The 15,298-nt window shown below is 69.7% G+C and carries 11 protein-coding genes and 1 pseudogene; 7 read left to right on the forward strand and 5 right to left on the reverse strand.

What is annotated here, in order from left to right; translation table 11 throughout:
• Positions 1–16 precede the first annotated feature (16 nt).
• The 4 genes from I6J71_RS02175 to I6J71_RS02190 all read right to left on the reverse strand — a co-directional run bounded on the left by I6J71_RS02175 (position 17) and on the right by I6J71_RS02190 (position 2,696).
• On the reverse strand, positions 17–154 hold the full coding sequence (locus I6J71_RS02175; RefSeq protein WP_204093185.1) for a hypothetical protein: 138 nt from the start codon (positions 152–154) through the stop codon (positions 17–19).
• A gap of 389 nt (positions 155–543) precedes the next feature.
• Positions 544–1,290 (reverse strand): class I SAM-dependent methyltransferase, encoded by a 747-nt coding sequence (locus I6J71_RS02180; protein ID WP_204093186.1) that lies wholly within the window; start codon positions 1,288–1,290, stop codon positions 544–546.
• A 7-nt stretch (positions 1,291–1,297) separates the two neighbouring features.
• Positions 1,298–1,696: a 6-carboxytetrahydropterin synthase gene (locus I6J71_RS02185; protein WP_204096820.1), complete on the reverse strand. Its 399-nt coding sequence runs from the start codon at positions 1,694–1,696 to the stop codon at positions 1,298–1,300.
• Between the two features lie 25 nt (positions 1,697–1,721).
• The gene (locus tag I6J71_RS02190) at positions 1,722–2,696 is read right to left on the reverse strand and encodes a zinc-binding alcohol dehydrogenase (protein WP_204093187.1); all 975 of its coding nucleotides are present in this window, start codon (positions 2,694–2,696) and stop codon (positions 1,722–1,724) included.
• A 33-nt stretch (positions 2,697–2,729) separates the two neighbouring features.
• Between I6J71_RS02190 and I6J71_RS02195 the strand changes: the two genes are divergently transcribed.
• Both I6J71_RS02195 and I6J71_RS49635 read left to right on the forward strand, forming a co-directional pair.
• Positions 2,730–3,551: a CDP-alcohol phosphatidyltransferase family protein gene (locus I6J71_RS02195; RefSeq protein WP_204093188.1), complete on the forward strand. Its 822-nt coding sequence runs from the start codon at positions 2,730–2,732 to the stop codon at positions 3,549–3,551.
• 98 nt (positions 3,552–3,649) lie between these two features.
• Complete coding sequence (locus I6J71_RS49635) at positions 3,650–3,772, forward strand: hypothetical protein (RefSeq protein ID WP_255570730.1); 123 nt, start codon at positions 3,650–3,652, stop codon at positions 3,770–3,772.
• Between the two features lie 318 nt (positions 3,773–4,090).
• On the opposite strand, the gene I6J71_RS02200 is transcribed toward I6J71_RS49635, so the two are convergent.
• Positions 4,091–6,814 (reverse strand): BTAD domain-containing putative transcriptional regulator, encoded by a 2,724-nt coding sequence (locus I6J71_RS02200; RefSeq protein ID WP_204093189.1) that lies wholly within the window; start codon positions 6,812–6,814, stop codon positions 4,091–4,093.
• A gap of 205 nt (positions 6,815–7,019) precedes the next feature.
• Here I6J71_RS02200 and I6J71_RS02205 point away from each other — a divergent pair, with 205 nt between their 5' ends.
• The 5 genes and pseudogenes from I6J71_RS02205 to I6J71_RS02225 all read left to right on the forward strand — a co-directional run bounded on the left by I6J71_RS02205 (position 7,020) and on the right by I6J71_RS02225 (position 14,720).
• Complete coding sequence (locus I6J71_RS02205) at positions 7,020–7,943, forward strand: hypothetical protein (protein WP_204093190.1); 924 nt, start codon at positions 7,020–7,022, stop codon at positions 7,941–7,943.
• A 58-nt stretch (positions 7,944–8,001) separates the two neighbouring features.
• On the forward strand, positions 8,002–9,423 hold the full coding sequence (locus I6J71_RS02210; protein WP_204093191.1) for a neutral zinc metallopeptidase: 1,422 nt from the start codon (positions 8,002–8,004) through the stop codon (positions 9,421–9,423).
• Positions 9,420–10,117: pseudogene (locus I6J71_RS02215) on the forward strand (SAM-dependent methyltransferase). The gene I6J71_RS02210 and the pseudogene I6J71_RS02215 overlap by 4 nt, the downstream one beginning before the upstream one ends.
• Before the next feature lie 1,039 nt (positions 10,118–11,156).
• Complete coding sequence (locus tag I6J71_RS02220; protein ID WP_204093192.1) at positions 11,157–13,703, forward strand: DUF262 domain-containing protein; 2,547 nt, start codon at positions 11,157–11,159, stop codon at positions 13,701–13,703.
• Between the two features lie 285 nt (positions 13,704–13,988).
• The gene (locus tag I6J71_RS02225) at positions 13,989–14,720 is read left to right on the forward strand and encodes a hypothetical protein (protein ID WP_239154375.1); all 732 of its coding nucleotides are present in this window, start codon (positions 13,989–13,991) and stop codon (positions 14,718–14,720) included.
• Positions 14,721–15,298: the final 578 nt, after the last annotated feature.

The following is a 15,298-nucleotide window of genomic DNA, read 5'->3' on the forward strand; positions in this document are numbered from 1 at the left end:
GGCAGCGTCCTGGGCCTCAGTAGTTGTGAGCGACGGCGTCCGGTCCGATGCGCACGGTGGGTTCGCGCGCCTGCCCCGCGGGCCAGATCTGCAGCCCGCGGTGCTCCACCGGCTCGCTCAGGTCTGCGGCCTCGAACGCTCGCGCTCGGTGCACGGTGTGGACCCGGATTTGGAATCGGCCGGGGGCCGGTTTCGATCGGGTGGAACGGCTGCGGTCTCATGATCTCGATCAGCTGCACACGTGGTTTTTCGCCGACGACGTCGCGTTCCACCACCATCTCCCACGGTCGGTGGTCGATGGGGCGGTTTCGGGCGGTCGGTTGAGCAGCTGGACGCGTACGTTGACCGGCCCCATCCGGTGCCGCAGAGGCAGGCGAACCAGCTGTCTTCCCCGGCGGTCGTCGCGTCCACGGGATCGGGCCAGTCGTCTTCGTGGGCGCCACCGCCGTCGACGTGGTACTGGCCTTCCTTGCGGTGCAGGTCCAGTACCACGTCGTCCCCGTAGTGGATGGTGATGGGCAGGTCACCGGGATCGCGATCAGCTCAAGGCAGCGCCAGCAGGTCTTCGTGCTCCACGGTCACCGTTTCGAGCACCCGCTCCCGGTACGCCGCCAGGTCGAGCGCCGGGTTTTCCTCGGCCGCCGCGGAAACCCAGCCGCGGAACCACGCGTCGATCAGCGCCGACTCGGCCGGGCCGAGGTGCCACGGCGACGGCGCCCGGTGCACCGTGAACCCCCGCGCGGCGAACTCGGCGGCCGCGAACGTCACCGCGTCCGGCCCGAGCCGTCCGTCCCGTTGCTGGTGCGCGTTGAACGCCGCCTCGACGTCGGCGTCGAGCGGGTCCGGCGGCGTCAGCGTCACCCGGCCGACGACCGACAGCGTCAGCAACGCCGGCACCCGTGCTTCCGCGCACGCGTCGACGAGCCGGCGGATCTCGTCGACCGTGAACAGGTCCAGCAGCGCCGACGCGGTGACCAGCGACGTACCGGACAGGTCCGCCGCGGTGAGCCGCGTGACGTCGCGGACCTCACCCGTCGCGTCGGGCACGCCCGCCGCGGCCAGCCGCACCAGCGCCGGATCCCGGTCGTGCAGGAACCAGCGCTGCGGGCGCGGCAGCCGGCCCGTGAGCCAGCGGCTCATGGAACCGGTGCCGCAGCCCAGGTCGCGGACCACGACGGGCGCGCGCAGCGCGAGAGCGTCCACAAGGGACGCTGCCCGCGCCGCGGCGTCGGCGCTCTCGCGCAGCCGCAGCCACTCCGGTGCGTAGCCGGAAGCGTCCACAGTGTTCACCGGCTGCTCACAGCGAGCGTTCGTACCCGGCGGAGGCGACGTGCGACTCGTGCAGCGTCACGGAGATCCCGGACAGCCCGTGCGCGCCCTCGCCGAGCTCGCCCGCGTGCACGCGGTCCGCGAGCCGGTCGGCGATGACCCTCGCCAGGAACTCCGTGGAGGTGTTGACACCCTCGAACGCCGGGTCGTCGTCGAGGTTGCGGTAGTTGAGGTCGGCGAGAACGGCGCCCAGCTGTTGCGTCGCGAGGCCGATGTCGACGACGATGTTGTCGGAGTCGAGTTCGGTGCGGCGGAAGGTGGCGTCGACGACGAACGTGGCGCCGTGCAGCTTCTGCGCCGGACCGAACACCTCGCCGCGGAAGCTGTGGGCGACCATGATGTGGTCGCGGACGGTGACGCTGAACAAGTGGTTCTCCTTCATGAATCGACGATCACGGGTAGACGATCCGGTGCGCGAGCCCCGGCAGGTCCCCGCCGGCGAGGCGGGCGATCAGGTCCGGCAGATCCGCGAACGCGGTTTCGCCGGTCACGAGGACGTCGAACGCCGGGTCGGCGAGCAGCCGCAGCGCGAGCGCCATGCGGTCGCCGTAGCCGCGGCGCGCGGAACGGGCAGGGGAGACGGTGCCCACCTGGCTGCTGCGGATGGTCAGCCGCCGCGAGTGGAAGTTCTCCCCGAGGGGGACGCTCACGCGGCGGTCGCCGTACCAGCTGAGGTCGATGACGGTGGCCTCGCGCCCGAGCAGCTCCAGCGACCGCGCGAGCCCGGCCTCAGTCGCGCTGGCGTGCACCACCAAGTCGAGGTCACCCTCGGCGTTCTCGGGTCGCACGTAGCGGATGCCGAACGCGGCTGCGATCTTCTCCCGCGCGGGGACGGTGTCCACGAGCTGGACGTCCACACCCGGGAAGCGGGAGAGCAGCCCGGCGACGCTGCTGCCGACCATGCCGGCCCCGACCACGGCGATCCGGTCACCGACCAGGGGCGCGGCGTCCCACAGCGCGTTGACGGCCGTCTCGATGGTCCCCGCGAGGACGGCGCGGGCGGCCGGGACGTCGTCCGGCACGATCGTGACCGCCGAAGCGGGCACGACGAACTCGGTCTGGTGCGGGAAGAGGGAGAACACGGTGCGTCCGACCAGCGCGGCGGGCCCGGCCTCGACGCGACCGACGTTCAGGTACCCGTACTTCACCGGGAAGGGAAAATCGCCCTCCTGGAACGGCGCGCGCATCACCTCGTGCTGGCTCTCGGGCACGCCGCCGCGCAGCACCAGGCTTTCCGTGCCGCGGCTCATGCCCGAAAAGAGCGTGCGGACCAGCACTTCGTCCGGTCCCGGCTCCGGCACCTCCACCGCCCGGATCTCACCGGTTCCGGCGGATTTGAACCAGAAGGCCTGTCCCGTACGTGTCATGGTCGTCCTCCTCTGCCGCGAGATCGAGGCGATATGGCTGTCACCACCACTACACGATCACGTTCCACCGTGGGTTCACTCGTTCGGCAACAGGCCGCGGGTGTCGCAGCCCTGGTGGCCCTGCTGGGCGCGCTCGCCCTGACCGTCGGCCTCGGTGCCGCCGGCTGGACGGCGGGCCTCGCGTACACCGTCGGCCTCTGGGCCCTGCTCGCCGGCGCCGCCCGCAAGGCCGGCGCCCGGTCGCTCGGGCCGGCCGACCACGTCACCCTCGCTCGCGCCATCCTCATCGGTGGCGTCACGGCGCTGGTCGCAGACCACCCGATCGGCGGAGCGCCGCTGGCTGTGCTCGTGCCGCTCGCGTCGGTCGCACTGGCGCTGGACGCCGTCGACGGGCAGGTCGCGCGCCGCACCGGCACGTCGTCCGCACTGGGTGCCCGCTTCGACATGGAGTCCGACGCGTTCCTGATCCTCGTGCTCAGCGTCCTGGTCAGCGCGACGTTCGGCTACTGGGTGCTCGCGATCGGTCTGATGCGCTACGCGTTCGTCGCGGCCGCTTGGGTGCTGCCGTGGCTCAACGGCGCGCTGCCGCCCAGCCGGGCCCGCAAGACGGTCGCCGCGCTGCAGGGCGTGCTGCTCGTCGCCGCGGCCTCGCACCTGCTGCCTTCCGCAGCCGGCCTGGGCGTCGCGGCGCTCGCGCTTGCGCTGCTCGTCTGGTCCTTCGGCCGGGACATCCGGTGGCTCCGCCGCGCCGCTGCCGCCGCCCGCCCGCCGGCCCCCGCGACCCGCCCGACGTGCGTCGTCCGCCCCCGCTCGGCCCTGCGCCGCCCCCGCCACCTGGCGACCCGCAACCCGTAACGCGGCCCTCGACGAGACGGGGATCACGGGCGAAAGTTGCCCGGTTTACCCCGTGTTGCGGGCCTTCCGGGTATCCGTGGCAGGGGCAAGTGGGGCGGGTGCGTGTGTCCGTCTTGGCCGGGCTCGGTCACCACGATCTGGTTCTGGTGGTGACGGTGCCCCTCCACGAACTGCCCAACCACGGCGCCGCGCCGGCCGGGCGCGGCAAGGCCCTCGACTAACGCATCGACGCCGTGAACGCCTGCGGTCCTGGAAAACGCCGATTACCACGGCTCCGAGGTCGACTTCGAACCCGGGTACAGCCGGCCCAAGCCCGTGCGCGGCACCGCCGGCCGCGGCGATGGGTGACTTGCGCCGCCCCTGCACATCGAAGACCTGGCGCCTTCATCGGTGGCCCGCGCCGGCCGTGCAGTGCCCGTGACCGCCACCCGCACGCGCCGCTGGCGCGTCCTTGGCGACAACAGCCCGATGCGCGTCTACGAAGGCACCTTCGTCGTCCGGTGGCGGCCACCTTCACCGCGGCCCGGGACGACCTCGCGTCACTCCTCGGCGGCCGAGGCCAGCTTCCCGTCCATCCGCGCAACGTCGCCCGCACGCCCGTGGGCCCGGAACAACTCCCGCGCCCGGTTCCACGCGTGCCGGGCCGCCGCCGCGTCGCCGAGCGCGGCGTGCGTGTCGCCGAGGTTGGCGAGGACCACCGGCTCGTCGTACGCGTCGTCGGTTTCCCGGGCGAGCTTCACCGCCGCGCCGTAGTGCGCCAGCGCCACCTCGTACTCGCCCAGGGCCTGCGCGATGTACCCGAGACTGTCCAAAGTCACTGTTTCCGCGCGGTGGTGGTTGTGCTTGCGGCACAAGGCCAGCGCCTGTTCGCAGTACTCCCGGGCCTGCCCGAGGCGGCCGAGTTGCGCCGTGTACCAGCCGATCGTGTTCAACGCGTCGGCTTGGCGCAGGCCGTTGTCGCGAGCCCGGTAGTGCTCCAACGCGGCGGCGGTGTGGTGAAGCGCGCCCTCGAAATCGCCGCTCTGCCCCAGCGCCCAGCCGAGGGCGCGCGAAGCGTCCGCCGCCAGGTCCTCGTCCTGCGCAAGGGAAAGCGCGTCCCGCAGGTGCTCGAGTGCTTCGGCGTGGGACCCGGCGCGGGTGCGTGCCGTCCCTAGGTACATCAGCGTGATCGCCTGTGCTTCCCGCGAACCGAGTGCCCGGGCGGCCGCGAACCCGGCCTGCCACGCGGTGAGGTCCTCGACGAGCTGCCCGCGCAGCACGTGGAACCCGCTGACGCTCCACGCCAGCTGCCACACGTCGTCGTGCGCGCCGCGGCGGGCGGCGGACTCCAGGGCCGCGCGGAGGCTGTGCTGCTCCGCGTCGAACCACCGCGTCGCCGCCCGGCGGTCGGCCAACGGCACCGGCGGCCAAGCCGGCGCGGTCAGCTCGATCGACTGCCGTTCCGGGCGTAGCAACCGATTCGCGGCACCGGCCGTGTGCAGCAAGAAGTCGGTGAACCGCCGCAGCGCGTCGGTGCGTTCCGCGTCGCCGACGAGCTCGTCCGCGTACAGTCGCAACAGGTCGTGCATCCGGTACCGGCCCGGCACGTGCTCCTGCAGGAGGTGCGCGCCGACAAGCCGGCGCAACACCGCGCGCGGCCGCGATAGCCCGGCCATCGCCGCCGCACCGGCGAGGCTGACGTCCGGCCCCGGCGCCGCGCCCAGCAGCCGGAACACCCGCGCCGACTCGGGATCCAGCGCTTCGTAGGACCACGAGAACACCGCGCGCAGGTTCGTCGCCAGGTCACCGGCGTCGAGCGCGTCGAGCCGCGCCGTCGCGTCCCGCAGCTCCTGCGCCAGTACCTCCAGCCGGAACCGCGGGTTCGCGCCCGCCCGGCTCGCGACCACGCTGATCGCCAGCGGCAGCCCGCCGCACCAGCGCACGAGGTCGGCCACGGCCTCCGGTTCCGCGCCAACGCGCGCGGCTCCGAGGTGCTCGACCAGCAGCTCCTGCGCCTCCCGGTCGGCGAGCTCCCCGAGGTCCAGCAGCTGCGCCCCGCGCACGCCCAGCCCGCCGAGGCGGGTGCGGCTCGTGATCACCACCGTGCACGTGTCGCTGCCCGGCAGCAGTGGTTCGACCTGTGCCGCGTCGCGCGCGTTGTCGAGCACGACGAGCAACCGGCGTCCGGCCGCGAGGCTGCGGTACAGCGCGAAGCCGCGTTCGGGATCGGCCGGCACGGCCGCGGGCGCGACGCCGAACGCGTCGAGGAAGTGCCGCACCACCGATTCCGGCCGCAGTGGAGAGCCGGTGGGGTCGTAACCGCGGAGGTTCACGTACAGCTGGCCGTCGGGGAAGCGGGTGAGGTTCTGGTGGGCCCACCGAAGCGCGAGCGACGTCTTGCCGATCCCACCGGCGCCACCGATCGCGGAGATCGCGACCGTGCCGGACCCGCCGGCCATCACGGCGTCGAGGTCGGCCAGCTCCGCGTCGCGCCCGACGAACCACCGCGACGGAGCGGGCAACTGCCGTGGTACGGGCGCTTCGCGCGGCGGGCTCAACTCCGGGTCGGTGGTGAGGATGCGCTGGTGCAGCTCCCGCAGCGGCGGGCCGGGATCGGCTCCGAACTCGTCCGCGAGCAGGCGGCGGATCCGGTCGAACTCCTCGAGCGCACCCGCCTGCCGCCCGGCGCGGTAGCGGGCGAGCATCAGCTGGCCGGCGATGCGTTCGTCGAGCGGGTACGCGGCGGCGCGCTGGGCGGCGTCGGCGAGCACGGCGTTGTGCTCACCCAGCTGCAGCGCGAGGTCCGTGCGGTCGAGCTGCGCGGACAGCCGTTCGGCGCCGAGCGTTTCACGCATCGCTTCCGCCCACGGCGTGTCGAGGCCGGCGAACGCCTCGCCGCGCCACAGCGCGAGGGCTTCGTCGAACAGGTCCGGCCGCCGCTGCTCGCGCGCCCGCGCGAGGACCGACCGGAACCGCACCACGTCGACGGCCTCGGGCTCGACGGTGACCACGTAACCACCGGGGCCGTGCTTGATCTCGACGCTGTCGGCGGCCGCGAGCGTGCGGCGCAGGCGGGAGAGGTAGCTGGCGAGGAGCCGGTGCGCGCGGTACGGCTGTTCGCCCGCCCACACGCGCTCGACGAGCCGCTCCGTCGGCACGGGCCGGTTCGCGTCGGCGAGCAACGCCGCGAACACCCAGCGCTGCCGCGCGTGCCCGAGGTCGAGGGGCTCGCCGCCGAGGTGCGCCTCGACGGGACCGAGCAACCCGAACCGGACGGTGGTCATGGCCCATGCTTACCGCACTCGTGCGATCCCGGTCGAGAAGGGCCGCGATGTCGGGAAGTTCGGTGACCTGCGATTTCCGGACGGCCGGGAAAAAGTTTGAACTCTCGTGAACCGATCGCGCCCCCGGCCCCGTGTCACGGGCAACATCGGCTCCGGATCACCTCGGAGCCCCGGTCGAGCCCCTCAGAACCCTGGAGTTCCCACCATGTTCCGCAAGCAAGCTCTGTTCCTCGCTGCCTTCGTCACGGCCGGCGCGGCCCTCCTCTCCGCCTGCGGCGGCCAGACGGACGGCACGCCGAACGCGGCGCCCGCCTCCGCCGGTTCCGCGGTCGACGCCGGCGCCTCCGGTGGCCTCGACCTGCTGTCGGGCACCGCCCGCAGCAACAACGCCCCGACCGACACCGGTGACCTCGCCCCGGCGAGCGCGCCGGAGCAGGTCCGCACCAAGTGGGTTTCGCTGCGCGCCGGCAAGGCGGGCGACCTCAACCCGGTTGTTCTCAACGGCAAGGGCATGACGATCTACCGCTTCGACAACGACTCCGCGCACCCGTCGAAGTCCACTTGCAACGGTGACTGCGAGAAGAAGTGGCCGCCCGTCAAGGTCACGAAGGGTACGAAAGTGTTCCTCGCGGGCATCAAGAAGTCGGCGATCGGGGTCGTCAAGCGCGACGACGGTTCGCTGCAGCTGACGGTCGGCGGCTGGCCGGCGTACACGTTCTCGGGCGACAAGAACCCGGGCGACACCAACGGTGAAGGCGTCGGCGGCACCTGGTTCGGCATGAGCCCGACCGGTGGCAAGGTCCTGCCCGCTGGTTCGCCGACCACCTCGAGCCCGTCGTCCGCACCGTCGGCGCCCGGCACCAAGGCGGCCACCAGCACGATCCTGTTCGACGACGCGTTCTTCAGCGACAACGGCGCTTCGCAGGGCCTGTCCTTCGGTGCCGGTGACGACGCCTGCCAGAACCTGGCCCGCCCGGACGTCACCTCGTCGCTGACCACCGACGGCACGCTGAAGCTCTGGACCGGCAAGAATTGCACCGGCAAGTCCGTGGTCGTCAACGACGACGTGCAGGACCTCACCGCGCTCGGCTTCGACGACGCGATCGAGTCCGTCCACTTCGGCGCCTGATTCCCTTCGAGCCGGTGCGGCCCCCAGCCGCACCGGCTCGTTTTCCTTTGGAGGAGCGATGACTTCGCGGTTCACGTGGGTGGCGACGCTGATCGCCGGTGCCGTGCTGCTGGCCGGGTGCACCACCGCCGTCCAGGGCAGTGCGGGCGTCGAGAAGCTCGACCCGGAAAAGGTGGCCGGACTCGCCATCACCGACGGTCCAAGCGGCCCGAAGCAGGGCGTCGCGGACGCCGGCCTGCCCGTCGCGAACACCGACGGCGGCGCGATCGACAAGCTCGCCGCGAACGCCGTCGCCGACGTGCAGCAGTACTGGACCGAGCAGCTGCCGGAGAACTTCGGCAAGGACTACAAGCCCGTGGGGCAGCTCATCTCCTACGACTCGCGCGGCCCGGGCCTGAACATCTGCGGCTCGACCACCGCCGGTCTCGTGAACGCGTTCTACTGCCCCTCGGGTGACCTCGTCGCCTGGGACCGCGGCGAGCTCCTGCCCATGCTGAACGACTCGTTCGGCCCGATGTCCGTGGTCGCCGTGCTGGCGCACGAACTGGGCCACGCCGTGCAGACGCGGCTTGGCCTCAGCCCCAACACGCCGTCGATCGTGAAGGAACAGCAGGCCGACTGCTACGCCGGCACGTTCTTCCGCTGGGTCGCCGAAGGGAATTCCCCGCACTTCCAGGTGTCCACCGGCTCGGGTCTCAACCAGATCATGGCCACCCTCTTCTTCATCCGCGACTCCGCCGGCTCGAGTTTCGACACGGCCGGCGCGCACGGCAGCGCGTTCGACCGTGTGTCGGCGTTCCAGTTCGGGTTCACCGACGGCCCGAAGCGGTGCGCCGCCATCGACAACGCCGAGGTCGTGAGCCGCACCAGTCAGCTCCCGTTCTCCCAGAAGGACCTGTCCACAGGGGACGGCAAGGGCAACCTCGACGTCGACGACTCGTCGAACCTGCAGGATCTGGAAACCAGCCTCCGTGCGGCCTTTCCGGGCTCCTCGCCGCAGCTGACCTCCGACGCGGTGTCCTGTTCGGACGCTCGGTCGACCTCACCGGCCGCGTATTGCCCGGCGAGCAACACGGTGTCGGTGGACTTGTCCGCGTTGCGCCGCATCGGCACCCCACCCACCCGAGGCAACACCGGGGGCCTGGGGGATTTCGCCGCCTTCGCCGAAGTGGCGTCGCGGTACGCGTTGTCCGTCGAGAAGGACTCGGGCCTGCGGCTGGACGTCCCTTCCACGGGCCAGCTCACGGCCTGCCTCACGGGCATGTGGGCCGGCACCCTGACACCCGACAAGAAGGGCGCCCTGGAGCTCTCGCCCGGCGACCTCGACGAAGCCATCGCCGAGCTGCTGTCCCCGAAGAGCGTCATCGCCTCCGACGCCTCGGGCACCGCCGTGCCGTCGGGTTTCGCCCGCGTGGAAGCCTTCCGCGCCGGCTTCACGTCGCCGAACGTCGCGACCTGCACCAGCAAGTACACCGGATGATCTCCGGTACGGCACGCACCGTGCCCGCCGGGATCGACCCGGCCCTGCCCTCGACCGCGCGGGTCCACGACGCGGCGCTGAGTGGTAAGGACAACTACGCGGTCGATCGGGAGCTGCTCGACCGGACGATCCGGGACGTGCCCGCGGTGATCGAGATGGCGCGCATGAACCGCGCCTTCCTGATCCGCGCGTGCCGCTTACTCGCCGGCAACGCCGGCATCCGCCAGTTCACCGACTGCGGTTCCGGCTTGTCCACCGCGGAAAACGTGCACCAGGTGGCGCAACGCATCGACCACGACACCACCGTGATCTACACCGGCAACGACCCACGGTGCTCGCCCACGGCCGCGCCCTGCTCGTCGACAACGACCACACCCACATCAGCGACGCGAACGTCTTCAACCCGCCCGAGCTGCCGGCACGCCCCAAGGTTCTCGACGCCGTCGACTCCACCCAGCCCGTGGCCCTCCTGCACCTCTGCACTTCTGACCCCGGCGATCCGGCGGCCCTCATGGCTTCGTACCTCGACGCACTGCCGTCGGGCTCCTACGTCGTCGTGTCGCACTGCCTGGACCCGGAAAACGAGCACAGCCACATCGCCCGCAGTTCGAAGCGATCTACCAAGCCTCCTCCGGCTCACCCCTGTTCCGCACCCGCGCGGAAATCGACCCCATCGTGCCCCACCCGGACCTGATCAGCCCAAGCTGGGTCCTCCCCGGCGAATGTGGGCCGACCCCCGCCCTGAACCCGTGGACGCCGGCGAGCAGTTGCGTTCTGGCGGCAGTAGCTCGCAAATCCTGACTTCGCTCGTCGGCTGGTCGCCTTCTTCACCGGCGCAAGTGCCACGGTTGATCACCGGGCGCCCCTCCCTCGTATCTTGGATGCGAGGGAGGGCACCCGCATTGTCTGACGACTACTGCAAACACGACCTCGTGGTGAATTCCGGCGCCTACTGCAAACCCCCACCCTCGGGCGTCTCACCCTCCGGCTGGCGCACCGCCCAGGGCACGGCCTACCACAATTCCCCCGACTCCCCCCCGTTACCTTCTTCGTAGTTCCTGATCAAGGAGCTGTGGTCGCCAGGTCCGGCATGACTAATGCCCCCGGTCGAGTACATGATCCGGGGGGTCGTGTCACCGGGTCTGGTGGCATCGAGGGACCGCTGATAGGGACACGGCCACCGACTGGTAGGTCTCGTCGCAGGCGTGGGTGCCGGCCATCGATGCCCTCCCGGTGGCCACGTCGCGGCGAACGAACGGCATGGTGGATGAGCAGCAGTTTTGGGGTGTTCCTCGGCCTTGACGTCGGTAAGGACGCTCATCACGCGGTCGGCCTCGACCCGCAGGGAAAGACCACCGCGATCCTCTTCGGCACGGGATAACCCACGCCGGGGCGCGCGTACCGCAACCACCCGGCCGACAAGTCGACCCCGACGGGCGCCACTCGAGTGCTGCCGCCGCCGAGCCGCTCGCCCACCATCTGCGCCTCGCACAGTGCATCAGTCCGCTGCCAGGGAGGAACGGCGTCATACCGGCCCGCGAGCTCGTTGAGCCGAACGGGTAGAAACGTTTGCTGCTTCGTCGACGACTGGATCACCGTTACGCCAGCCCGGACAGGATCTTCGGGAGCCGCACCCACACTCGGTTGGCGTGTTTCATCTGGCGTGTTGTGCGGGGACCATAAGCAGTCCGAGACCAGACGAACCCGGTTGTGAAACCGAGAGAGGAAGTGAAGTGGTCGCGGCACGCGAGACGACCTTGCAGGAGCTCCTGGAGGGATCGAAGCAATACCAGGTTCCTCTGTACCAGCGAACGTACTCGTGGAAGAGCGGTCAGCTCGAGCGGCTGTGGGAGGACATCACGCAGCTGGCCAAGGACCGCGCTGAAGACCCGGAACTGACCCACTTCATGGGATCAGTGGTGCTCGCGCCCAGCCCGGCCAACGGCCCAACCGGGGTGCAGGAGTTCCTGGTGATCGACGGCCAGCAGCGCCTGACCACCTTGTCGATCCTCCTGTGTGCGATTCGGGACTACCGCGCCCAGCACGAGGATCCCGAGCACCAGGACCGGATCGACCAGCAGTACCTGATCAACAAGTGGAAGAAGCAGCGCCTGAAGCTCGTGCCGACCCAGGCCGATCGCGCCGCTTACCTGGCCTGCCTCAACTCCACCCCGCAAGCCGGTGGAAGCGACCGCATCGGCGCAGCCTACCGCTTCTTTTCGGCGCAACTCGCCGACACAGACGATCTTAACGATCCTGACGACATCGAGCGCATCGAGGACGCGGTGATCTCCGGGCTCGCGCTGGTGTCAGTGACCGCGCAACGCGGGGACAACGCACACCGGATCTTCGAATCGTTGAACAACACTGGTCTGAAGCTCACCCAGGCCGACTTGCTGCGGAATTACCTCTTCATGCGGTTGCCGACGCGTGGTGAAGCGGTCTACGAGTCGCTGTGGCTGCCCTTGCAGGCGGATCTGACCGTTGATCAGCTCGAACTCCTCTTCTGGCTGGACTTGGTGCAGCAAGACCCGAGGATCAAACAGACCGACACCTACGCCGGCCAGCAGCGGCGGCTGGATCGGATGCGTACCGAGGAGGAGATCGAGGGGGAGGTCGCTCGGTTCGGCAGGCTCGGTGCATTCTTGCGGGCGATCCTCGATCCCACGCGTGAGCCGGATCCGGCCGTGCGGCACCGGCTGACTCGGCTCGGCGCGTGGGGAACCACGACGGTCTACCCGGTACTGCTGCACCTGCTCGACCGGCGTGACCGCGGCACGGCGACCTCCGCCGAGATCGCCACGGCGATGCTGCACTTGGAAAGCTACTTCGTCCGTCGCCTGCTCATCGGTCGCGCCACTGCCAGCATCAACCGCGTCCTGCTTTCGGCGGTGACCGAGATGAACACCGGCATCCCTGTCGACCAGGCTATCCGCAGCTACCTGTCCAGCGGCCGGAAGTACTACGCCGGCGACCGCGAGGTTCGGGCATCGGTGCGGTCCGTGCCCTACTACCTCAATGGGCGTCCCCACCAACGAGCGCTCGTGCTGCGATGGCTGGAGGAGACCTACGGCAGCAAAGAACCGGTCGACCTGGCCACCCTCACCATCGAACACGTCTTGCCTCAACGGCCCACCCCCGAGTGGCGGCAGATGCTGACGGAGGACCTCGAGCCCGGCGAGGATTTCCGGCAGCTGCACGAGTCGATCGTGCACACGTTGGGGAACCTCACTCTCACGGGCTACAACTCCGAGCTCAGCAACAGTCCCTTCTCGGTGAAGCGGCCCCAATTGGCCGGCAGCGGCGTGCGGATGAACCAAGAAATCGCCGTGAGGGAGCGGTGGGGGCGCCCACAGATCCACGAACGCGCCGACGCTCTCGCCGATCGCGTGATCTCTGAATGGCCAGGGCCCACATCGCCCGATGGCGGCGCTCCCGAACCCGCGTGGGACGTGCTGGTCAAAGCCCTCGCCGAACTGCCGGCCGGCTCCTGGACCACTTACGGCGACCTCGCCGCTCTGATCGGCACCCACGCCGTGTCCGTGGGGCAGCGGCTCGCCACGACGGCCTCCATCCCGAATGCGCACCGCGTACTCCAGTCCGACGGCAAGGTGTCACCGAACTTCGCCTGGCTCGACCCGCAACGGACCGACAAGCCGAGGGACCTGCTCGAAGCGGAAGGCGTGACGTTCGACGGGCACGACCGAGCCAACCCCGAGCAGCGTGCGACCACGGAAGGCCTCGCCCTCCTCATCGGTGCGGAGGTACCGGAGCTGGTGCCCTACCCGGATCCGGGCCGGGCACCGGAACTGCGCGACCGCTTCCGCGAACAGCTGATCGACCGTCAAGGCCCAGAGGTGGCCGCAGCGGTGATCAAGGTGCTGCAGGCATGGGTCAAGACCGGTGGATACCTCGACTACGGCCTCGAGAACGAAACCTCGTGCTTCCTCATGTCCCGCGACAAAACCGACCCCGGCGGTAACATCTGGCCCGGGGCCGTATACCCCGGCGGCCGGTTCGAGGTCGTGTTCCAGCATCTCCGCACTCGACCACCATTCGACGACCCCACCCGCCGCGACGAGTTCCGGCGGCGCCTGAACGAGATCGACGGCATCGACCTACCCGAATCGAAGCTCGACAAGCGCCCGAGCTTCGACGTCGAGCTGCTGGCGGGCGCGTCGAAACGGGAGCAGCTCGTCGAGGTGCTGGAGTGGTTTCACGAACTGGCTCGTAACGGCCCACTGGTAGAGACCGACGACCGACGTCGTCAAGGAATTTGACAAGCGCGGCGGGATGGACGTGCTGCGGCAAGGCGCGCGTGGCCGCGGTCGTCTGATCCGGCTCGCGTGCTTCTTTGCCCACGCGCACCCTCGCCGACGACGCCCTTGCCCGCCACGCACAGAACGGGTTGTCGATCATCGGTCAGGTCGCCTACTCCGCTGCGCCGAGTGATTATTCGTCAATCGAGTGAACCCTTGCTGGGTTCGGCAACCTCTGGCGTGCGGTCGGCGTGTGGCTCTTGGGTTCGCGGGGCGGTTCCCGCCTCGCCTGAAGAGGGGTACTGGATGGCACAACCCGATGGGTACTTCAAGGGCAAGGACGGCAAGATCCACCCGCGGCACGACCCGAAAGGCGGTGGAGGTGCCAAGGTGTTCGTTGCCGGAGTCGCGTTGGTTGCGGCAGTCGGTAGCGGGGGCGCGGTGTCTCTCGGCAGTGGTGCAGTCCTGGAGGGTGCAACCGGAGCCAGCGAGACGCTGCCAGGCAACCTTGCCGGCGACGTCGCAGACAGCTTGCCTGGGCGTAGCCTGCGAGTTCGAAAGAGCGAGAGCCAAGAGTCGGCGCGCCGGGGCAAGCGAGACCAGGCGCTGTCGAAACTGAAGCTGAAGAACCTGAGGAAGACGGTCCGCCAGGAAGTCAATTGTCTGCTGGCAACCACCGGCAAGGTCCGCAACTACGTCGCTGAACATAGATGTACGTCGCTGGGTCGTGGGCTTTACGCTGTGGGAGACGGCCACGGCAACGCGGCGATCATCTCGGTAGCAAGGATGGGTTTTCCCACCAAGAGCCACGCCGCCGGCTGCGAACGGGTGGAAAAGGTGCAGGGCAGCGGCGACATCACCCCGCTGGGCGGCGAACTACTGGGACTTGCCGGCGTCCACTTCACGGGGCTGCACTTCGACTCCCGCTTGGACGGTGCCACGATGGTGGTCGCGGAAGCGGAAACGGCAACGGGACACATGGACAACGAAATGCTCGACACTCTCGCCGAGGTCTTCGTCTGGTTCCCGACCCTCTGACCAGCGTCAAGGCCGCTGCGGCCAGGCGGGCTAATCGGCCATGCGCGTTGCGCTCGGGACCCATATCGGCGAAGCTCAGCAACTCGTCCGGCGGGTCGACAACGTCGTCCGCCTCGGTGGGGCCACGCTCCGAATCCACCGGCTGTCGCTCGAGCGCGGCGAGACTTTGTGTTCGGCCGCCTGGTCGCCAATCGGCGCCCAGAATTTCTACGTCGATCTCGGTCACGCTTACCATTTCGCAGACCGGAAACGAGACCTTCCGTGGTCGTGCGCGCACGATGTTGCCCTGACGAGGGTGCGCGTGTCGTTGTCACCGCGTTCGGTAATCGCTGCGGCGCGATACGCTTGGCCGGCATCGAGACGGTCTGCCATTCAGCGAGCGTTGCTGCGCCGCTTAGGAGACGAGGTTCTGGTAGTCGGTCGTGAGGTACTTGTCCGCGCGGTGGATCGGCGTACGGACGTGCAGGTTGTACCTGCCCCACTCGAGATTTTCTGACGCTATGCGTTGGGATCCGCGGGTGTTCGTCGGCCGAGCGTTGAGGGCGGCAGCGCTGTGGTCGTCACCGTGAACATCACAG

Origin of the sequence: Amycolatopsis sp. FDAARGOS 1241 (assembly GCF_016889705.1) — a bacterium.
Classification (GTDB): Bacteria; Actinomycetota; Actinomycetes; order Mycobacteriales; family Pseudonocardiaceae; genus Amycolatopsis.